The sequence below is a fragment of the Caulobacter sp. BK020 genome (assembly GCF_004342605.1).
Classification (GTDB): Bacteria; Pseudomonadota; Alphaproteobacteria; order Caulobacterales; family Caulobacteraceae; genus Caulobacter.
The window spans coordinates 1-18,621 of the sequence record NZ_SLZL01000004.1; the positions used below are offsets into that span (position 1 = coordinate 1).

The following is an 18,621-nucleotide window of genomic DNA, read 5'->3' on the forward strand; positions in this document are numbered from 1 at the left end:
CCATCCATGCTGGCCTCCTTCCCAGCCAGCATCTTGAATCAGACGCCAGCTGATTTGGGAATCCCGCGATTCAGCTAAACCTCAACCCGCTCTAGGCCATAGGTCCGGGGAGGGAACCATGGTCAAGATCGTCACCCTGAAATCCGTGCTGGCGGCCGCCGGCGTCTCCGTCGCGCTCGGCGCGGCCGGCGGCGTCCAGGCCCAGGCCGTCCCCCACACGCCGCAGATCAAGTACGACCCGATCGCCGAGGCGCCCGCGGTTCCGCCCGGGTTGCAGGTCGTCTGCGTCAAGGTTCCGGACGACGGCGCGGAGATGAGCAAGACCTGCCCGGTCATCTACTATGGCGGCTACAAGACCTGGATCTACAGCTTCGCCGACAACCGCACGTCCTTCGCCCTGGTCAGCTACGACAGCACCGGCCAGGTGGTGCAGAACATCACCCGCGACGGCGCCCGGTATGTCTTCGACGCGCTCAGCGACGACAAGGGCCAGAAGATCACCATCGTCGGCCAGGCCAAGAACTTCGTCATGATCAACTGGTCCGACCTGCCGCACTAGAGCATCGCGCGGAAAAGTGGACGCCGGTTTTCCGCAAAAGCGATGCGAAAACAGAAATCTAGAGCAAGCCGCACGATTCTCATATCGCGCGGCTTGCTCTAGGCCGGACCAGTCGGCGCGCCTCAGCCGACCTTCAGCACGTTGAAGCGGTAGAGCAGCGCGCCCAGCACCGCGCCGATCGCCGGGGCGACGAAGAACAGCCACAGCTGCGCCACGGCCTGGCCGCCGACCAGGATGGCCGGGCCGAAGCTGCGGGCCGGGTTGACCGAGACGCCGGTCACCTGGATGCCGACGATGTGGATCACCGCCAGGGCGATGCCGATGCCCAGACCCGCGAAGCCGGGGGCGGCGTCGGTGCCGGTCGAGCCCAGGATCACGATCACGAACAGGGCGGTCATCACCACCTCGAAGGCGAAGGCGGCCTCGACCCCAAAGCCGCCGCCATAGCCCGTCCCCCAGCCGTTCTGGCCCAGGCCGTGCGCCGTGCCGCCGGCGATCAGCAGCAGCACCGCCGCCCCCGCCGTCGCGCCGACGAACTGGGCGATCCAGTACAGCCCCATCTCCCTGGCGCTCATCCGCCCGGCCACAAAGGCGGCGAGACTGACCGCCGGATTGACGTGGCAGCCCGAGACCGGGCCGATGCCATAGGCCATGGCCACGATCGCGAAGCCGAACGCCAAGGCTATGCCAAGTTGTCCGACATGGTCGCCGCCCAGCACGGCCGCACCGCAACCGAACAAGACAAGAGCAAACGTGCCGATGAACTCGGCAACAATTTTTGACATTTCGCGATCTCCCGCTCCGCGCCCGCGCTTCACCTTGAAGACAGGCCGACCGACCTTGTCTCTATTTGGCGAGTCCTGGAATAGGAGAAATGCTCGGGCGTCCAGAACGAACGGGGACCTCAGGTCTCCAGCAGCATGTCCGGCCGCCCCCTCAGGCGGGCGGCGTCGCGAAGCGGCGGCGCGCCGAACAGCCGGGCGTATTCGCGGCTGAACTGCGACGGGCTGTCATAGCCCACCGCGTGACCGGCCGAACCGGCGTCCAGCCGCTGGGCCAGGATCAGCTTGCGCGCCTCCTGCAGGCGGATCTGCTTCTGGTACTGCAGCGGACTGAGCGCGGTGACCGCCTTGAAGTGGCGATGCAGGGCCGAGGGGCTCATCCGCGCCTCGGCGGCCAGCTCCTCGATGCTGAACGGCTGGTTGAAGTGCTGGGTGATCCAGCCGATGGCGCGCTTGACCTGGCGCATGCGGCCGTCGGCCCGGGCGATCTGGGCCAGGCGCGGCCCCTGATCGCCCAGCAACATGCGGTAGAGGATCTCGCGCTCGATCAGCGGCGCCAGCACCGCGGCGTCGCGCGGCGTCTCCACCAGCCGGACCATCCGCATCACCGCGTCCAGCAGCGGCGGATTGACCTGGCTGACGGCCATGGCCCCGATCAGCGGCCCGGCGTCCTGGGCCAGGGCCGGCTCGCCGCCCAGCTGCAGCAGGAGGTCGCCGATCACCGCCGGGTCCAGCGTCATCCGGAACGACAGGTACGGCGCTTCGGGCGAAGCCTCCACCACCTGGCCGATCACCGGCAGGTCAACCGACGCCACCACGTAGTTCAGCGCGTCGTAGACCAGCACCGATCCGCCGCTGAGCACCTGCTTGCGCCCCTGGGCCACCACGCAGACCGCGGCCCCGAACACCCCATGGGTCGGCTCGCTGGGCTGGCTGGCGCGATGCAGGGACGCCTTTTCACAGACCTTGTGATCGCCGTCCACAGGCGCGTATCGTTCAATCAGAGCGGCGAGTTCGCCTGGCTCGACCATCGACATTTCCTTTTGCTGATGGCGCTTGTCCTACGCCCGGCGCGGTCGCCCGTCACGTCCGCCAGACATGATGTGCAGGATCGTGCAATCAAGGAGCAGCATCGGTCTATCGCGAAGGACGATCCATGGGTCATGGTGGGGATGTCCCGCCCCGCCGCCATCGCCGCCCCTTCCCGAGCCGTCGGCCAGAGCCGTCCGCCCGGGACCGAGCGACACGGCGGCCGTCCGCCCCCGAGGATGTCATGACCCGATACACGCCCCGCCGGCCCCAGGCCGCGCCACGGTGGTTCGTCGCCGCCTGGCTGACCGCCACCGCCCTCGTCACCGCCGCCTCCGCCCTGGGCGGCGCCGCCTGGGGAGCCGTCCATTGACCGGCCGCCGCGTCTCCGGCGTCTGGGCCAGCGCCGACGGCGGCGTCAGCCTGGAACTGCGCCCCGACGGCCGCTTCGATGAGCGCCATGACGGAGAGCTGGTGTTCGCCGGTCACTACGAGCTGATCGGCGACGACATTCGGCTGTTCGAGGACGGCGGCGGCCAGCTATCCGGCCGCCTGACCGAAGGCCGGCTGAGCCTGACGCCGCCGCCACGTCCCGCGCCCCATCCCCGTCAGTGGCGGCGTCGCTCTTCCCATGGCGAGCCTCACCCCCTATATTGAACGTGTTCGGGTTCGCCCGGACTATGGGGATAAACGCGCACGTAATAAGCGGACTGGACCCGGGTGCGATTCCCGGCGGCTCCACCAAAACCTCCCGAGTTATCACGGGACTTCATGGGGCCGATCAGCATCGACAGACGTGTAAAGGTGTCTGCTTTCTCTCGGCGTGGCTCACCGTATCGGGCCGCTAAACTAACTGCGAACGATAACTTCGCTGAAGAGTTCGCCATCGCCGCGTAATGCGGTGCGGGTGATCTCGCCTCTTAAGTCCTAGGGGTTCAGATCCCTAGGCGGGGCCCGGAGGGAGCCTGCCAACAGAATCCCTCCACTTTCCACGACATCGCCGAGGCTCCCTCCTCTTCCTTGCGAAGGGATGCGGGAGCCTGCCAACAGAATCCCTCCACTTTCCACGACATCGCCGAGGCTCCCTCCTCTTCCTTGCGAAGGGACGGGGAAGCGGTCGAGCCAATTGTGAAATTCCCCCGCTCCCCCACCTTCTCGCCGCCCCTGCGACAGGCTACTCTGCGCGCTTCGTTCCAGTTCCCGCCTCACGATGGACCGCATGGCCCAGACCAATCCGCCTGAAGACCTGATGCAGTACGAGGCGATGGCCCAGGACGCCCTGCGCGGCGTCGTCAAGGCCGCGCTGAAGAAGGCCGCCGCGCCCGGCGGCCTACCCGAGCCGCATCACCTCTACATCACCTTCAAGACCCAGGCGGCGGGCGTGTCGGGCCCCCAGGATCTGCTGGGCAAGTATCCCGACGAGATGACCATCATCCTGCAGCACCAGTATTGGGACCTGGCGCCGGGCGAGACCTTCTTCTCCGTCACCTTGAAGTTCGGCGGCCAGCCCAAGCGGCTGTCGATCCCCTACGCCGCGGTGACCCGGTTCTACGACCCGTCGGTGCAGTTCGCCCTGCAGTTCGAGGCCCCCGAGATCGCCCCGCAGGAGCCCGAGCCCGAGCCGGAACCCGAGGTCGCCGCCACCGTCGAAGGCGGCGAGGAAGCGCCCAAGATCATCTCCCTCGACCAGTTCCGCAAGAAGTAGCGCGTGAGCGACATCGCCCCGAACGATGTGGCTTTCGACACGCCGCAGACCCTGACGGACGAGGCGATCCTCGCGCGCTTTCACGCGTCCAAGAACCCGCCGGGCAGCGCCCGCACGCTGGGCTTTCACATGCTGTCGGTCAGCCAGGCCGAGCGTCGGGTCGAGATCGCCTTTGCACCCTCGGTCGAGGCGGTCGGCAATCCGATGGGCCAGGTCCAGGGCGGCTTCGTCTGCGCCATGCTGGACGAGTGCATGTCGGTGGCCGGCATGATCGCCTCGGGCATGACCTCCGTCGTTCCGACGCTCGAGATGAAGACCAGCTTCCTGCGCCCAGCCCGGCCCGGCCCGCTCAAGGGCGTCGGCTGGGTGGTCAAGTGGGGCCGGACGGTCTGCTTCCTGGAAGGCGAGCTCTACGATCCCGAAGGCCGGCTGCTGGCCCGGGCCAGCGCCACGGCGATCCCGACGCCGTTTTCGAAGTTCAAGACGTAACGGGACCATGCGGCGGTTCGCGAGCCTGGTTCTGGGTTTGCTGCTGACGTCGCTGCTGGCCGCCGCGCCGGTTCGGGCCGACACCCCTACGTTCTCCGACTGGGCCGCCGTCGTGGTGGCTGGCGACTGGCACGCCCATTCGGGCGGTCCCACCGAAGCGTTCGACAACGCCCGCCGCGACGTAAGCGCGACTCTTGTCGATCTCGGATTTTCCGCCGACGCCGTCCGTCAGTATTCGATGCGTCCCAGGCGCTATCCCACCGCCAAGCCTCGCAAGACCGACCTGGGCGCCATTCATGCCGACCTGCGCGATCTGGCGACCAAGCGCTCCGCCGGATGCCTGGTCTATCTCACCAGCCACGGCGCGCCCGAGGGCGCCTTGCTAGGTGAGGACATCCTTCCGCCCAGCCTGATGGCGGCCATGATCGACGACGCCTGCCCGGCCCGCCCGGCGATCATCGTGGTCTCGGCCTGCTTTTCAGGCGTGTTCGTCAAGCCGCTGCAGCGCGAGAACCGGATGATCCTGACGGCGGCGCGGCCGGACCGCACGTCGTTCGGCTGCAGCGAGGACGACAAGTACCCGTATTTCGACGACTGCTTCCTGTCGTCGGCTCCCACCGCTCACGACTTCGCGGCCTTGGGCCGGGCGGTGCAGGCCTGTGTGGCGCGGCGCGAGCGCGACACCGGCGCCGAGCCGGCCTCGGAGCCGCAGCTGTGGATCGGCGCGGGTCTGCGACCGCTCCTGCCGCTCTACGCCTTTCCGCCACGCGCGGTCGCGAAGCCCGCGACCGCCCGGCGGCGCTGACCGACCGGGCGTCCACGGGAAAGACACCCAGGCAAGGCCACATCCCCTTGATCCCCGGCCCGGACGCCCTAGAAGTCTGAGCACCCTTAGTTTTCCAAAAAGTCGGCGAGGTCTTGTTCGTGACGCTGCGTCTTTCGTTCAGGGCCGTTCTTTCGGCGGCGATCATCGGTTGCGGCCTGTTCGGCGCGACGATCGCCGAGACCCAGGACGTCGCCCGCGCGGCGCGACCGCCCGCGGCGACGACCGCCACCCTGCCCTCGGCGCCGATCCCCTACAGCCAGACGGTTCGACGCCGCCGCGCCCCGCGCCCGCAGCCCGCCGCGCCGGCCGCGGCCCACCCCCCCGCCACGCCGGCGTCCGCGTCCGTCGCCACGGCGACAGCGGGCCCGGCGACGGGTGCGCTGGCCAGGCCGACGGCGACGCCGGCCGGTGGCGAGGCCGCGCCTCCTGCTCCGGTCCTGGCCAGCCCCGCCACGCCGCTGCCGCCCGCCGACCTGGAAGCCTATGTCGACGGCGTCGTGCGCGACCGCATGGCCCATGACCACATCGCCGGCGTGACCGTCGCGGTGGTCCAGAACGGCCAGGTGGTGCTGAAGAAGGGCTATGGCGTCGCCAGCCTGAGAGACCACCGACGCGTCGATCCCGACACGACCCTGTTCCGGGTCGGCTCGATCTCCAAGACCTTCACCTGGATCGCCCTGATGAACGAGGTCGAGGCCGGACGGATGCGCCTGGACGCCCCGATCAACGTCTACCTGCCCGAGAAGCTGCAGCTGAAGGACCAGGGCAAGAAGACCCCGGTGCGGCTGCGCGACCTGATGACCCACACCGCCGGGTTCGAGGATCGGGCCCTGGGCCAGCTGTTCGAGCGCGACCCGCGCCGCGAGCGGCCCCTGGAGCTGTACCTGCGCCAGGAACGTCCCAACCGCGTGCGCGAACCGGGCCTGCTGCCGGCCTATTCCAACTACGGCGCCGGCCTGGCGGGCGCGGCCCTGGCCAACGTCACCGGTCAGCCGTTCGAGAAGGTGATCGCCGACCAGGTGATCCTGCCCGCCGGCCTGACCCACACGACCTTCCGCGAGAATCGTCCGTGGCGCGACGACCTGCCCGCCCCGATGGCGCCGGCCCTGGCGGCCGGCCTGTCGGACGGCTTCCGCTGGACGCCGCTGGGCTTCCAGACCGAAGCCCCCGAATTCATCGGCCATATCGCCCCCGCCGGCGCGGCCTCCAGCACCGCCGGCGACATGGCCCGCTACATGACCCTGCTGCTGAACGGCGGGACGATCGACGGCAGGACGGTCTTTTCGCCCCGGACCAGCGCGATGTTCCGCACGCCGATGTACCGGCCGGCCGAGAGCGCGCCGGGCTGGAACGCCGGCTTCATGGACATCCCCCTGCCCGGCGGCAAGCGCGGCTTCGGCCACGCCGGCGCCACCCTGTGGTTCCATTCCAACCTGGTCATGGTCCCCGAGCTGGGCCTGGGGGTGTTCGTGGCGGTCAACACCGACACCGGCGCCTATCTGCCCGCCACCCTGCCCTCGACCATCATCGAGCGCTTCTATGCCCCGCGTCCGGAGATCCCCGCCCCCAGCCGGATCACCTACGACGAGGCCCGGGCCTATGAAGGCCAGTTCCTGACCACCCGCCGCGCCTATGGCGGGCTGGAGGGTTTCATCGACCGCCTGATCGGCCAGGCGACCGTGCGCGCCGCGCCCGACGGCCGCCTGACTCTGACGGTCGACGGCGAGTCCAGCCAGTGGACCGCCACCGACCAGCCCGACACCTTCGCGCCCGCCAATGGTTCGGGCCTGCTGGTGTTCCAGCGCGAGGACGGCAAGGTGGCGCGGTTCTTCTCGCCCACCGGCGGGGCGGCGTTCGAGCGCATCGACTTTCCGCACCAGCGCAACCTGTTGACCACCTTCGCCGTCCTGGCCGCCCTGGCCGCCCTGGCGACCCTGATCGGCGCGGCCACCCGCGACCGCCGCGAAGCGCGCCAGACCCCGACCCAGGCCCGCGCCAGCCTGCTGCAGACCATCCAGGCGCTCCTCTGGCTGATCGCTCTGATCGGCGTGGGCGTGTTCGCCACCGGCGCCGACGACATGGCGCGGGTGTTCTATGGCTGGCCCAGCGGCTGGCTGCTCAGCGCCTCGGCCTGCGCCTTCGTGGCCACCCTGCTGACCATCGCCACCCTGGCCATGCTGCCGGTGGTATGGCGCGGCGGACGGCGGGTCGACAGCTGGACCGCGCTGCGCAAGCTAGCCTTCAGCTGCACGACCCTGATCTTCCTGGGCTTCGCCCTGCTGCTGGCGGCCTGGGGCTTCCTGGAGTTCTGGAACGCTTAAGCCGCGCGCCTCAGCCCTCCAGCGTCGCCCGCAGGAAGCGCGACTCCAGCTTGCGCACGACGATGACGATCCGCTCGCGCTCGGCCGGACGGCGCTCGACCAGCAGCCGGGCCACCTGGGCGTCGTCGTGGAAGGCGTAGCCCTTGATCGCGTCCAGCAGGGCCTTGGCCAGGTTGTCCAGGTCCATCCACGGCGGCTCGCCGACGAACTCCATGCCGATCTCGACCGAGAACTCGCCCCAGGCCGGGCGCGAGCCGCGCCAGACCTTGCGGAAGAACTCGTAGATCAGCGGCTTGTAGTACTTGGCCTGGGTGGTCAGGCCGTCGACCACCAGGGTCAGCTCGCCGTCGGCCTCGCGGGCCCGGACCTTGCCGTGGTGGATCCAGCCATCATCCATCACTCGGCGATCGGCTCGACCTTCACGGCGGTGCCATAGGCCAAAACCTCGGTAATGCCTTCCATGATCTCGTTGGCGTCGTAGCGCATGGCCAGGATGGCGTTGGCGCCCATCTCGGTCGCGTGGGCCACCAGCAGGTCGTAGGCCTCCTTGCGGGCCGCCTCGGCCAGATTGACATAGATCGACAGCTTGCCGCCGAAGATAGACTGGATCGAGCCGCCGATATTGCCGATCACACTGCGCGAGCGGACGGTGACGCCGCGCACCAGGCCCAGATGGGCGACGATGCGGTGGCCGGGCAGGTCATTGGTGGTGGCGACGAGCATGGGATATCTCCTTGGCTTGCCACCGATATAGCCAAGGCCGGCGGGCCGCGTCCCCTACAAACCCACCATCGCCGCCAGCTTCAGCACCGTGTTCCAGTTGCGGGCGGTGCCCGGCGGGGACTTCTTGGTCTTCTTCCAATCGCGGTCGAGCATCGAATGGCCCACGTCCTCGGGATAATCGATATAGAGCTCGCGCGCGCCCGCCTTGAAGGTCTCCGGGCCGGTGATCGCCGCGCGCAGGACCGCCTCGTCGCCGTCCGGCAGCGGCGCCTTCATGAAGTGCACCAGCAGGTGGTTGGGGTGGCTCTTGACCTCGTCCGGATAGGGGTTGGCGTCGATGATCGCCTTCAGCTCAACGGGGGTGCGGACGAAGAACTCGGTGCGCAGGCCCATGTGCTTCTCCAGCCCGTCCTCCAGCCGCTTCTCCAGATCGGCGTCCGCTTCGGCCTTCCCCCACAGCACCAGGTTGCCGCTGGCCAGCAGGGTCTTGGCGTCGTCGAAGCCGAGGTCCTTGGCCAGGCCCAGCAGGTCGTCCTTCAGCACCTTGCGGCCGCCGACATTGACGCCGCGCAGCAGGGCGATGTGAGGGCTCATGAGGCGAACTCCGTTCTTCTAACGTTCCCGTCGTAACTTCACCCGCGCGGCTTCGCAAGCCGGGAGCGTTGCCCTTCGCCCGCCTTGGGTCTAGACCCCCGCTCGACCGTTTTTCCGGGAGACCCGCCGCATGACCGCCACGCGCAACGAGACCGACACTTTCGGCCCGATCGCCGTCGAGAACGACAAGTACTGGGGCGCCCAGGCCCAGCGTTCGCTCGGCAACTTCAAGATCGGCTGGGAAAAGCAGCCGCTTCCCGTCGTCCGCGCCCTGGGGATCGTCAAGCGCGCCGCGGCCGAGGCCAACCTGGCCCTGGGCAAGCTGGACCCGAAGTTGGCCGAGACGATCGTGGCGGCCGCCAACGAGGTGATCGAGGGCAAGCTGAACGAGCACTTCCCGCTGGTGGTCTGGCAGACCGGCTCGGGCACCCAGTCGAACATGAACGCCAACGAGGTGATCTCCAACCGCGCGATCCAGATGCTGGGCGGCGAGATGGGCAGCAAGAAGCCCGTCCACCCCAACGACCACGTCAATATGAGCCAGTCGTCGAACGACACCTATCCGACGGCGATGCACGTGGCCTGCGCCGAGCAGATCGTCCATGATCTGCTGCCGGCCCTCAAGCACCTGCATGAGGCCCTGAAGGCCAAGTCCGACGCCTGGGCCAAGATCATTAAGATCGGCCGCACCCACACCCAGGACGCCACGCCCCTGACCCTGGGCCAGGAGTTCGGCGGCTACGCCCAGCAGGTGGCCAACGGCATCGAGCGCATCGAGCAGACCCTGCCCAAGCTGATGCAGCTGGCCCAGGGCGGCACCGCCGTCGGCACCGGCCTGAACGCCCCGGTCGGCTTCGCCGAGAAGGTGGCCGAGCAGATCGCCGCCATCACCGGCCTGCCCTTTACGACCGCCCCCAACAAGTTCGAGGCCCTGGCCGCCCATGACGCCATGGTCTTCAGCCATGGCGCGATCAACACCGTCGCCGCCAGCCTGTTCAAGATCGCCAACGACATCCGCTTCCTGGGCAGCGGCCCGCGCGCGGGCCTGGGCGAGCTGAGCCTGCCGGAGAACGAGCCCGGCTCGTCGATCATGCCGGGCAAGGTCAACCCCACCCAGTGCGAGGCCCTGACCCAGGTCTGCGTCCAGGTGTTCGGCAACCACGCCGCCGTCACCTTCGCCGGCAGCCAGGGCCATTTCGAGCTGAACGTCTTCAACCCGGTGATGGCCTACAACTTCCTGCAGTCGGTGCGCCTGCTGTCGGACGCCGCGATCAGCTTCACCGACAACTGCGTGGTCGGCATCGAGCCGCGCGTCGACAACATCGCCAAGGGCGTCGAGAACTCGCTGATGCTGGTCACGGCCCTGAACGGCAAGCTGGGCTACGACATCTGCGCCAAGATCGCCAAGACCGCGCACAAGAACGGCACCACCCTGCGCGAGGAAGCCGTCGGCGGCGGCTACCTGACCAACGAAGAGTTCGACCAGTACGTCCGCCCCGAGAACATGATCTCGCCGGGCTGATCTTGCTTCAGCTGATCCGGATCCTTGAGGACCTGCCGGAAGGCTTCGACGCCCTCCTCGCCGACGCGGCGAGCGAGGGCGTCGGCCACATGGCGCGGCTGGCCGACGGATGGGCCAGCGGCGACCAGCGCTTCGACGGCGATGGCGAGGCCCTGCTGGGCGCGCTGCTGGCCGGCGAGCTGGCGGGGATCGGCGGCGTGTCGATCGAACCCGCCGCGACCGAACCGGCCCGCCGCGTGCGCCGCTTCTATGTCCGCCCCGCCTTCCGCCGCCAAGGCGTCGGCCGCACCCTGGCCTCCGCCCTGATCCAGGAAGCCCTCGACCAAGTCGACCTCCTGACCTGCAACGCCGCCGCCTCTCCCGCCGCTGCGCCGTTCTGGAAGGCGCAGGGGTTCTCGCCAGACCGTTCGGGCCCCTGGACGCACGTGCTGCGGCGGAGCGTCGGGTGAGCCAGACCCTCGACTTCGCCCGCGACGGCGCGACGCTGTTTCGCGCCGCGCTCGACGACACGACCGTCAAAGCCCTACGCTCCCTGGCCGACGAACGGGTCGGAGCCCGTCCCGGTGCGCGACTTCGGGGCGACGCGATCCTGGCCGACCTGCTTGCGGCGAACGGCGCAATCGGCGCCTTGGCCGCCTGCCTCACCTCTGCCTCCGCCCGACCGGTGCGCGCGGTGATGTTTGACAAGACGCCAGAGGCGAACTGGGCCGTGGCCTGGCACCAGGACCGCGTGTTGCCGGTGGCCGAACGAGTCGAGGTCGAGGGCTTCGGGCCTTGGTCCACCAAGGACGGCCTGTTGCACGTCGCGCCGCCGTTCGCGATCCTGGCCCGGACGGTCACCCTGCGCGTCCACCTCGACCTCGTCGATGCCGGCAACGCACTGCTCCGGGCGGCGTTGGGCTCGCACCGCCTCGGCCGCGTGGCCGCCGAGAACGTGGCCCTCCGCGCAGCCGAACATCCGCAAATCGCCTGCTTGGCCGAGCCGGGCGACGTCTGGGCCTACGCCACGCCGATCCTGCACGCCTCGGACCGCGCCGCGCCGCCACGCCGCCGCCGCGTGCTGCAGGTCGACTACGCCGACTTCGACCTGCCCGGCGGCCTGTCCTGGGCGGGACTTCGCGCGCCATGACCGCCCTCGACCGTCCCTACTGGATCGAAGCCCTGTTCGAGCGGCGCGACGGATGGAACCCCAACGCCTATCCGTTCAACCTGCCTGTGGTGCGCGACCTGGACCGCCTGGCGTTCCATCCGCGCGTCACGTTCCTCGTCGGCGAAAACGGTTCAGGCAAGTCGACCCTGATCGAGGCCTTGGCCATGGCCTGGGGCTTCAATCCGGAAGGCGGGTCGACCAACGTCAACTTCTCCACCCGCGCTTCGCATTCGTCCTTGAACAACTACATTCGCAGGGTTCGCGGCGCCCTTCGTCCGATCGACGGCTATTTCCTGCGCGCGGAGAGCTTCTTCAACGTCGCCAGCTATATCGAGGAGGTCGGGGTCGGCGGCTACGGCGACACGCCGCTGCACGAACAGTCGCACGGCGAGGCCTTCTTCGCCCTGTTCGACAACCGCTTCCGGGGCGACGGCCTCTATATTCTCGACGAGCCCGAGGCGGCCCTGTCGCCGCAGCGGCAGCTGTCGTTCCTGGCGCGGTTGCATGAACTGGTCCTGGCCCGCTCGCAGTTCATCATCGCCACCCATTCGCCGATCCTGCTGGGCTATCCCGACGCCTGGATCTACCAGGCCTCCGAGCGCGGCCTTGAGCGAGTGGACTACGAGGACACCGAGCACTTCCAGGTGACCCGCAATTTCCTCAATCGACGCCAGACCTTCCTGGACGTGCTGCTGGCCGACGACGACTTCGAAGCCTGACGCGCGGCAAGGCGCGTGTTAGCCTTGGCCCATGGGCAAGGTCGAACTCGACATCGGCATCGATCCGGAACTGCTGGCGCAGGCCAAGCGACTGGGAATCTCCGTCGCCGGCATGAGTGAGACGCAGCTTCGATTGCACCTCCAGAAGGTCGATCCGGCCGGCGCCGAGGAACGTGCGCGGCGATGGGCGGACGAGAACGCCGGCGTCATCGACGAGTTGAACCGCTTCGTCGACGAGCATGGCGCCTTCGGTGCGGAGTGGCGTCGCTGGTGATCCGCCAGTACGACGTCTGCGACAATCCCACCGCGGCCACGCGCGCTAAGGTCCCCTATCTCGTCGTCCTTCAATCCCACCTGTTCGACGCGCTGCCGACATTGATCGTCGCGCCGCTGATGCGGCTGGATCAGCCCGCGCAAGCGGCAAGGTCCTGATCGAAGTCGACTTCGCCGGCGAGGTCCTGGTGATGAACGCGGCCTTCCTGACCAATATCGAGCGCCGATTGCTTGGCCGGCCGCGTGGCTCTCTCGCGGCTTACGAAGACGATATCCGCCGGGCGATCGACCGCCTGTTCACCGGCTTCTAGCGCCGGTCAACCACGGTCCGCCCGATCGGAGCCAGGGCCACGACGGCCAGTTGCAGGTCCTTGATCGCGAACGGGATGCCGATGATCGTCACGGCCTCGGCCACGGCGGCGATCAGATGGGCCAGGGCGATGTACCAGCCGCCCAGCACGAACCAGATCACGTTGAGCACGCAGCCGAGGGGGCCGGTGCCCAGGTCCTCGCGGCCGGTCACCAGGTCGCGCGGCACGATCTCCTTGCCGAACGGCCAGAAAGCGAAGCCGGCGATGCGCCAGGCCGCGCCCGTATAGGGCAGGCCTACGATGGTGATCGCCAGCAACAGGCCGCCCAGCAGCCATAGGCAGCCGGAGATGAAGCCGCCGAAGATGAACCACAGGATGTTGAGCAGCAGGCGGATCATGACGGCCTCCGGAAGTCGCGAACCTAGGCGTGCGACGAATCGCGGGTGATGTCGAGCTTCGCCTTTCAGGCCTCGCCGGACGTGACCTTGCCACAAGGTATCGCTATGTGACGCCTCCGAAACAAAGGCGCGGCGCGATTCCGCGCGAGGCACCGAACGAGGGCACGATGGGTCTGTTCCGCAAGAAGAAGCACCAGGCGATCTCGCTGCCGGTCGGCGTCGCCCCCGTCCCCGCCTCGGTGAAGTTCCGCGGCTGCACGTTCCGCATGCCCGACCACTGGGTGATCACCAAGCAGCTGCTGGACGGCAAGGACTACGAGCCCTGGGTGCTGGACTACTTCCTCCAGACCCTGAAGCCCGGCATGACCGTGCTGGACGTCGGAGCCAGCTGGGGCGCCTTCGCCCTGCCCGCCGCCAAGAAGGTGGGTCCCGCCGGCCGGGTGATCGCGATCGAGATGAGCCCAGGCAACGGACGGGTGATCCTGGAGAGCGCCAGGACCAACGCCATCGACAACATCCGCCTGATCCTGGTGGGGGTGTCCGATAGGTTGGAGACGGCCTTCCTGCGCCGCCAGACCATGCACAACAACCACCAGCTGGAACCCGCGGGCCAGGCCGCGCCCGACGACCTGAGCGACTACGATTTCGCCCCCGTGGTGCCGATCGACCTGCTGCGCGGCGAGCTGGGCAAGGTCGACGTGATGAAGATCGACATCGAGGGCATGGAATACCGCGCCTTCATGGGCGCCAAGGCGTTCATGGCCGAGCAGAAGCCGATCACCTTCCTGGAATATTCGCCGCGTTTCCAGGCCGAGACCTCGCGCGCCGAGGGTTCGGCCCTGCTGAGCTTCTTCCTGGACCTGGGCTACGGCGTCGAGATCCTGCACCGCAAGAAGAAGCGCGAGGCGGTCAAGGGCGCGGACGCCGCCGAGGTCATCGCCCGGATCGACGCGGCCTGGACGCGCCACGTCGAGGACGACAACGGCACGCACCTGGACCTGTGCCTGAAGGCCGGGGCCTAGCGGCTTTCGCCCTGCGCCCGTCGAGCTTCGTCGGCGGCTCGCTCCTCAGGATGGGGAGTTCAGCAGCAACAAAGCTCCTCATCCTAAAACGCCCGCGCAGCGCGCCTCGAAGGACGCAGGGCCTCCCAACCTATTTGAGCAGCTGCCACCGCTTGGCCCATCGACCCTTGGCGAAGCGCGTCAGGATCAGCAGATACAGCCCGGCATAGATCACCGTACCGACGCCGACGAGGGCCATCGCCCATGGTCCCGGCGCATGCCAGGGCGGTGGAGCCAGCCAATCGTGCCGCGGGGCGGTCGCTTCCAGCCACAGCCCGCCCACCCAGGCCAGCGAGAACAGCAACACCGCCGGATAGCGCAGCAGCGGGCTCTTCTGGATCAGCAGCAGGAACTGGAGGAACGCCACGGCCAGACCGGCGGCGATCGCCGCGCCGGCGGTCAGCCAGCCGTTGTGGGCCAGGGCCTTGACCTGCATCGCCGCCGAAACGGCCGCCCACAGCGGGGCCCACAGCACCGGGCCGAACATCAGCAGCAGGACGCAGAAGCCGATCACCACGCCCAGGCCGCCGCCGATCACCTGACCGGCCGCCTCGCCGGCGCGGTGAGCGTGGTCGTTCGCTTCGTCGCGTGAAGTCTCGGAGGAGGCCCGCCGCCCCGCCCTGGCCATGTCAGGCCCGCCGACTGACCGCGAAGTCGGCCAGGCTCTCGAGACTGGCGCGCCAGTCGTTGGCCGGGAAGCCCGACAGGGCCGCCTTGGCCTTGTCGGCATAGGCGGCGGCCAGATCGAGCGTAGCCTCTAGCGCGCCGGTGCCGACGATCAGTTCGCGAGCCCGGCGGAAATCGACCTCGGTCTGCTCGCGGCGGCCGATGGCCCGTTCCCAGAACTCGGCCTCGCGCGGGCCCGAGCGGGCGATGGCCAGCAGCAGCGGCAAGGTGGCCTTGCCTTCGCGGAAGTCGTCGCCGGCGTTCTTGCCCAGGGCTTCGGTCGTCCCGCCGTAGTCCAGAGCGTCGTCGGCCAGCTGGAAGGCCAGGCCGAGATTCATGCCATAGGCGCGCAGGGCGTCGGATTTCTCGGTCGGGACGCCGGCCGAGACGCCGCCGGCTTCCGACGCCGCGGCGAACAGCTCGGCGGTCTTGGCGCCGATGATCTCCAGGTACAGCGCCTGCGAAAGGTTCAGGTCGTGACTGCGGGTTAGTTGAAGCACTTCGCCTTCGGCGATCACGCGGCTTGCACGGGCCAGGATCTCCAGCGCCTTCATCGAGTTCGTCTCGACCATCAGCTCGAAGGCCCGGGCGAACAGGAAGTCGCCGACCAGCACGCTCTGCGCCGCGCCCCAGATCAGGTGGGCCGCGACCTTGCCGCGCCGCAGCTGGCTGCCGTCGACCACGTCGTCATGCAGCAGGGTGGCGGTGTGGATGAACTCGACGGCGGCGGCCAGCTTCAGGCAGGTGTCGTTGTCCGAGCCGGCCAAGCGCGCGGCGGCCACGGTCAGCAGCGGACGCAGGCGCTTGCCGCCGGCGGCGATCAGGTGCTCGGCCAGGGCCGGAATGACCGGCACTTCGCTCTGCATGCGCGCGGTGATCAGAGCATCGACCCCGGCCATGTCGGCGGCGGCCAGCCGCACGAGACGATCCACCGATCCCGGCTGGCGGGCGAGGGTCGCTGCAGCTGCGTCCAAAACCATACTCTCCCTGGCTGACGCCCGCCGGCGGTCGGCGTACGCCTCGCGTCCCTTGGGCTTGATCAGCCGTTGCGAGCGACAATGGTGGCGGGATAGGTCAGGGTCAAGGCGAGCACAAGGCTTGAAACGTTGCCGAACGAGATACCCGCGGCCGGAAGCCCGCCAAGCGTCACCGAAGACGCCGTCCTCAACGGCCGCGTGCGGCTGCGCCAGCCCCTGGCGGGCTATCGGGCGGGCCTGGACGCGGCCCTGCTGGCGGCGACCTGCGACGCGGAGCCCGGCGAGCGGGTGATCGAGGCCGGCTGCGGGGTCGGCGGCGCGCTGCTGGCGGCGGCCGCCCGCCGCCCCGGCGCCCGATTCGTCGGCGTGGAGCGCGATTCCGTCGCCGTCGAACTGGCCCGAGCCAATGCGGCGCTCAATGGACTCCAGGATCGGGTCGAGATCGTCGGGGGCGATGTCGAGCGCGGCTTCCGCTTCCTGGAGCTGCCGGTGTTCGACGCGGTCATGAGCAATCCGCCGTTCTTCGACGACCCCGCCGCCTTGCGCGCCCCCGCGCCGGAGAAGTCCGGGGCCTGGATGGCGGATGGCGGCCTGGCGGCCTGGACCGGTTTCTGTCTCAAGGCGGTGCGCGAGGGCGGGACGATCACCGTGATCCACCGCGCCGACCGGCTGGCCGACCTGCTGGCCCTGCTGGCGCCCAAGGCCGGCTCGTTCCGGATTCGCCCGGTCGCGCCTTTCGCCGACGCTCCGGCCAAGCGGGTGATCGTCCGGGCGATCAAGACCGGCAAGGCCCCGCTGGTGTTGTTGCCGCCGCTGGTGCTGCACGAGCGGGACAGCCCGGGGCATTCAGCGGCGGCCGAGGCGATCTTGCGGGGAGATGCGGCGCTCGGGTGGTGATCACTTGCCCCCACCTGGCGGCTTCGCCGCCTGTCCGCCCCCATAGGGGGCGGAGCCTAAGCGCGTAAGCTCTTCCCCCTATGGGGGAAGACGATCGCGAAGCGATCCGTAGGGGGCAAGTGCGTGAGCCCTAGCCCCCTACTCCGCATACAACGCCAGCGCCTCCAGGCACATCTCCAGCCCGGTCAGGTCGTGCAGCGGGTCGTCGGTGATGATCACGAACAGCCGGCGGGCCTCGGCCCAGAGCATCAGGGTCTCGGGCAGGCCGAAGTCCTCGACCACGCAGCCGTCCCCGTCGCGCCACACGCCGTGCTCGTCGCGCTGGGCGCCGACATGCACCTCGACCCGGTCGACATATTCGGCCTCGCTCTCGTCGGCGACGTTGACATAGGCCACGACCGGACGCCCCAGCCCGGCCAGAACCCCGGCCTCGAAGGCGGCGGCGCTGGCGCAGGAGGGGCCGCGGAACGGCGTCAGGTTGATGATCCCGGCGTCGGCCTGCCGCAGCTTGGCCATCCTCTCGGCGTAGAGTTCGCGGGCCTGGACCTCGACATTGTCGGCCTGGGTCTCGACGACGGCCGGCGCGGTCAGGCCGGTGAAGCCGTTGTCGGCGCAGAAGGCGCGCTGGCGCGCGGCCTGGGCCTCGGCGTCGGGAAGCCAGGGCTCGGGGCCGGCCAGCCAGATGGAACGTACGGGTCTCATGTCCCTTAGAACTTGCCGAAACGCGACGCTGTCAACCGCCATGAGAACCATGATCGCTCCAAAGACCGACCTGGACCGCCGCGCCCTGATCGCCACGACCGCCGCCGCCCTGGTCTCTCCCGGCCTCGCCCAGGCCGCCCCCAGCGATCCGTGGCTCGCCTACGACCGCCGCCTGCGCCGCCAGCTGGCCGAGAGCCGGGGCGACTTCGACCCCGATTTCGAGACCGACCTGCGTGACCTGGGCGACCTTTTCCGGCGCGGCCGGGGCCTTTCCGAACTCGCGCCCGATCCCGGCCTGACCCTGGCGGCCCGCGCCCACGCCGCCGACATCGCCCGCACCGGCGTCTTCGACCACATGACCCGTGAGGGCTTCGGCCCCGCCGCGCGGGTCGGCCTGCTGGCCCGCGACCTGGTCGGCGCCCCGGCCGAGAACATCGCCGAGCGGCTGAACGCCGACGGCGCGGTGCGGCCCGACCAGATCATGGGCCAGTGGAAGGGCAGCGCCGGCCACCGCGCCAACCTGCTGGCCCCGGGCTTCACCCATGTGGGCTACGGCGCGCTGCGCCGGGGGCGTGAGGTGATCGCCGTAGGAGCCTATGCCGAGGTCTCCGCCCGTCTGACCACTCCCGCGCCCCTCCGCGTGGCGTCGGTCGCGGCCATCGCCGCGGGCCTGGCCAACGCCACCCCGCGCATCGACCAGTTCTCGGTCTCCGAGCCCGGCGTCGAGGCTCTGGTCGAGACCTATGTCGAGGCGCCGGGAGCCCGGACCCTGCCGCCGGGCGCCTGGCAGCTGCGCCCGCACCTGTCGACCGGCGCGCGGAAGTACCAGGTGGCCTGGGGACCGGTGTTCGTGCTGGGGTAGCGCGCAACGAAAAACGGCGAGCCCTTTCGAGCCCGCCGTTCGTCGCTCCGGCGAT

General features: G+C 69.2%; 25 protein-coding genes and 1 other RNA gene. 17 read left to right on the forward strand and 9 right to left on the reverse strand.

Going from position 1 to position 18,621, the window contains the following annotated elements; translation table 11 throughout:
* Window positions 1-118: 118 nt before the first annotated feature.
* A complete protein-coding gene (locus tag EV278_RS05795; protein WP_132087917.1) occupies window positions 119-559 on the forward strand; it encodes a hypothetical protein in 441 nt (146 codons plus the stop codon).
* A 122-nt stretch (window positions 560-681) separates the two neighbouring features.
* Here the strand turns inward: EV278_RS05795 and EV278_RS05800 are convergent, their stop codons facing one another.
* Together EV278_RS05800 and EV278_RS05805 are read right to left on the reverse strand one after the other, a co-directional pair.
* Window positions 682-1,344: an aquaporin gene (locus EV278_RS05800; RefSeq protein ID WP_132087920.1), complete on the reverse strand. Its 663-nt coding sequence runs from the start codon at window positions 1,342-1,344 to the stop codon at window positions 682-684.
* Window positions 1,345-1,463: 119 nt separating this feature from the next.
* On the reverse strand, window positions 1,464-2,372 hold the full coding sequence (locus EV278_RS05805) for an AraC family transcriptional regulator (RefSeq protein ID WP_132087923.1): 909 nt from the start codon (window positions 2,370-2,372) through the stop codon (window positions 1,464-1,466).
* Between the two features lie 242 nt (window positions 2,373-2,614).
* Between EV278_RS05805 and EV278_RS24600 the strand changes: the two genes are divergently transcribed.
* The 7 genes from EV278_RS24600 (at window position 2,615) to EV278_RS05835 (ending at window position 7,711) form a co-directional block, all read left to right on the forward strand.
* The gene (locus tag EV278_RS24600) at window positions 2,615-2,743 is read left to right on the forward strand and encodes a hypothetical protein (RefSeq protein ID WP_279389369.1); all 129 of its coding nucleotides are present in this window, start codon (window positions 2,615-2,617) and stop codon (window positions 2,741-2,743) included.
* Window positions 2,740-3,027: an Atu4866 domain-containing protein gene (locus tag EV278_RS05810; protein ID WP_165916537.1), complete on the forward strand. Its 288-nt coding sequence runs from the start codon at window positions 2,740-2,742 to the stop codon at window positions 3,025-3,027. The genes EV278_RS24600 and EV278_RS05810 overlap by 4 nt, the downstream gene beginning before the upstream one ends.
* Window positions 2,993-3,357: a transfer-messenger RNA gene (gene ssrA, locus EV278_RS05815) on the forward strand. The genes EV278_RS05810 and ssrA overlap by 35 nt, the downstream gene beginning before the upstream one ends.
* A gap of 232 nt (window positions 3,358-3,589) precedes the next feature.
* Window positions 3,590-4,075: a ClpXP protease specificity-enhancing factor SspB gene (locus EV278_RS05820; RefSeq protein ID WP_132087926.1), complete on the forward strand. Its 486-nt coding sequence runs from the start codon at window positions 3,590-3,592 to the stop codon at window positions 4,073-4,075.
* Window positions 4,076-4,078: 3 nt separating this feature from the next.
* A complete protein-coding gene (locus EV278_RS05825; protein WP_132087929.1) occupies window positions 4,079-4,564 on the forward strand; it encodes a PaaI family thioesterase in 486 nt (161 codons plus the stop codon).
* Window positions 4,565-4,571: 7 nt separating this feature from the next.
* On the forward strand, window positions 4,572-5,369 hold the full coding sequence (locus EV278_RS05830) for a C13 family peptidase (protein WP_132087932.1): 798 nt from the start codon (window positions 4,572-4,574) through the stop codon (window positions 5,367-5,369).
* 119 nt (window positions 5,370-5,488) lie between these two features.
* Entirely contained in the window at window positions 5,489-7,711 is a 2,223-nt protein-coding gene (locus tag EV278_RS05835) for a serine hydrolase domain-containing protein (protein WP_132087935.1), read from the forward strand.
* Between the two features lie 10 nt (window positions 7,712-7,721).
* On the opposite strand, the gene EV278_RS05840 is transcribed toward EV278_RS05835, so the two are convergent.
* From EV278_RS05840 to EV278_RS05850, 3 genes are read right to left on the reverse strand one after another with little or no spacing between them, the layout of a single operon-like run.
* Window positions 7,722-8,108, reverse strand: coding sequence for a RusA family crossover junction endodeoxyribonuclease (locus EV278_RS05840; protein WP_132087938.1), 387 nt, complete (start codon window positions 8,106-8,108; stop codon window positions 7,722-7,724).
* Window positions 8,108-8,434, reverse strand: coding sequence for a YbjQ family protein (locus tag EV278_RS05845; protein WP_132087941.1), 327 nt, complete (start codon window positions 8,432-8,434; stop codon window positions 8,108-8,110). Before EV278_RS05845 ends, EV278_RS05840 begins: the two co-directional genes overlap by 1 nt.
* 54 nt (window positions 8,435-8,488) lie before the next feature.
* The gene (locus EV278_RS05850) at window positions 8,489-9,028 is read right to left on the reverse strand and encodes a DUF1697 domain-containing protein (RefSeq protein ID WP_132087944.1); all 540 of its coding nucleotides are present in this window, start codon (window positions 9,026-9,028) and stop codon (window positions 8,489-8,491) included.
* A gap of 130 nt (window positions 9,029-9,158) precedes the next feature.
* Between EV278_RS05850 and fumC the strand changes: the two genes are divergently transcribed.
* From fumC to EV278_RS24315, 6 genes are read left to right on the forward strand one after another with little or no spacing between them, the layout of a single operon-like run.
* The gene (gene fumC, locus EV278_RS05855) at window positions 9,159-10,550 is read left to right on the forward strand and encodes a class II fumarate hydratase (protein ID WP_132087946.1); all 1,392 of its coding nucleotides are present in this window, start codon (window positions 9,159-9,161) and stop codon (window positions 10,548-10,550) included.
* A 2-nt stretch (window positions 10,551-10,552) separates the two neighbouring features.
* The gene (locus tag EV278_RS05860; protein WP_132087949.1) at window positions 10,553-10,999 is read left to right on the forward strand and encodes a GNAT family N-acetyltransferase; all 447 of its coding nucleotides are present in this window, start codon (window positions 10,553-10,555) and stop codon (window positions 10,997-10,999) included.
* A complete protein-coding gene (locus EV278_RS05865; protein WP_132087952.1) occupies window positions 10,996-11,679 on the forward strand; it encodes a phytanoyl-CoA dioxygenase family protein in 684 nt (227 codons plus the stop codon). The genes EV278_RS05860 and EV278_RS05865 overlap by 4 nt, the downstream gene beginning before the upstream one ends.
* The gene (locus EV278_RS05870) at window positions 11,676-12,419 is read left to right on the forward strand and encodes an AAA family ATPase (RefSeq protein WP_132087955.1); all 744 of its coding nucleotides are present in this window, start codon (window positions 11,676-11,678) and stop codon (window positions 12,417-12,419) included. The genes EV278_RS05865 and EV278_RS05870 overlap by 4 nt, the downstream gene beginning before the upstream one ends.
* Window positions 12,420-12,450: 31 nt before the next feature.
* On the forward strand, window positions 12,451-12,693 hold the full coding sequence (locus tag EV278_RS05875; protein ID WP_132087958.1) for a type II toxin-antitoxin system CcdA family antitoxin: 243 nt from the start codon (window positions 12,451-12,453) through the stop codon (window positions 12,691-12,693).
* Window positions 12,690-12,851 carry a CcdB family protein gene (locus tag EV278_RS24315; protein WP_243692101.1) on the forward strand — a complete coding sequence of 54 codons (162 nt, stop codon included), beginning with the start codon at window positions 12,690-12,692 and terminating at the stop codon, window positions 12,849-12,851. Before EV278_RS05875 ends, EV278_RS24315 begins: the two co-directional genes overlap by 4 nt.
* A gap of 148 nt (window positions 12,852-12,999) precedes the next feature.
* Here EV278_RS24315 and EV278_RS05890 read toward each other — a convergent pair whose 3' ends face one another.
* Window positions 13,000-13,401, reverse strand: coding sequence for a YccF domain-containing protein (locus EV278_RS05890; protein ID WP_132087967.1), 402 nt, complete (start codon window positions 13,399-13,401; stop codon window positions 13,000-13,002).
* Between the two features lie 167 nt (window positions 13,402-13,568).
* Between EV278_RS05890 and EV278_RS05895 the strand changes: the two genes are divergently transcribed.
* The gene (locus EV278_RS05895; RefSeq protein ID WP_132087970.1) at window positions 13,569-14,423 is read left to right on the forward strand and encodes an FkbM family methyltransferase; all 855 of its coding nucleotides are present in this window, start codon (window positions 13,569-13,571) and stop codon (window positions 14,421-14,423) included.
* 130 nt (window positions 14,424-14,553) lie between these two features.
* Here EV278_RS05895 and EV278_RS05900 read toward each other — a convergent pair whose 3' ends face one another.
* Both EV278_RS05900 and EV278_RS05905 read right to left on the reverse strand, forming a co-directional pair.
* On the reverse strand, window positions 14,554-15,090 hold the full coding sequence (locus EV278_RS05900; protein WP_132087973.1) for a hypothetical protein: 537 nt from the start codon (window positions 15,088-15,090) through the stop codon (window positions 14,554-14,556).
* A gap of 1 nt (window position 15,091) precedes the next feature.
* The gene (locus EV278_RS05905; protein WP_165916550.1) at window positions 15,092-16,102 is read right to left on the reverse strand and encodes a polyprenyl synthetase family protein; all 1,011 of its coding nucleotides are present in this window, start codon (window positions 16,100-16,102) and stop codon (window positions 15,092-15,094) included.
* A gap of 144 nt (window positions 16,103-16,246) precedes the next feature.
* Between EV278_RS05905 and EV278_RS05910 the strand changes: the two genes are divergently transcribed.
* On the forward strand, window positions 16,247-17,002 hold the full coding sequence (locus EV278_RS05910) for a methyltransferase (protein ID WP_132088743.1): 756 nt from the start codon (window positions 16,247-16,249) through the stop codon (window positions 17,000-17,002).
* A gap of 138 nt (window positions 17,003-17,140) precedes the next feature.
* Here EV278_RS05910 and EV278_RS05915 read toward each other — a convergent pair whose 3' ends face one another.
* Window positions 17,141-17,704 carry a nucleoside 2-deoxyribosyltransferase gene (locus EV278_RS05915; protein WP_132087979.1) on the reverse strand — a complete coding sequence of 188 codons (564 nt, stop codon included), beginning with the start codon at window positions 17,702-17,704 and terminating at the stop codon, window positions 17,141-17,143.
* Window positions 17,705-17,753: 49 nt separating this feature from the next.
* Between EV278_RS05915 and EV278_RS05920 the strand changes: the two genes are divergently transcribed.
* Window positions 17,754-18,566, forward strand: coding sequence for a CAP domain-containing protein (locus EV278_RS05920; protein WP_132087982.1), 813 nt, complete (start codon window positions 17,754-17,756; stop codon window positions 18,564-18,566).
* The last annotated feature ends 55 nt before the right edge of the window (window positions 18,567-18,621 follow it).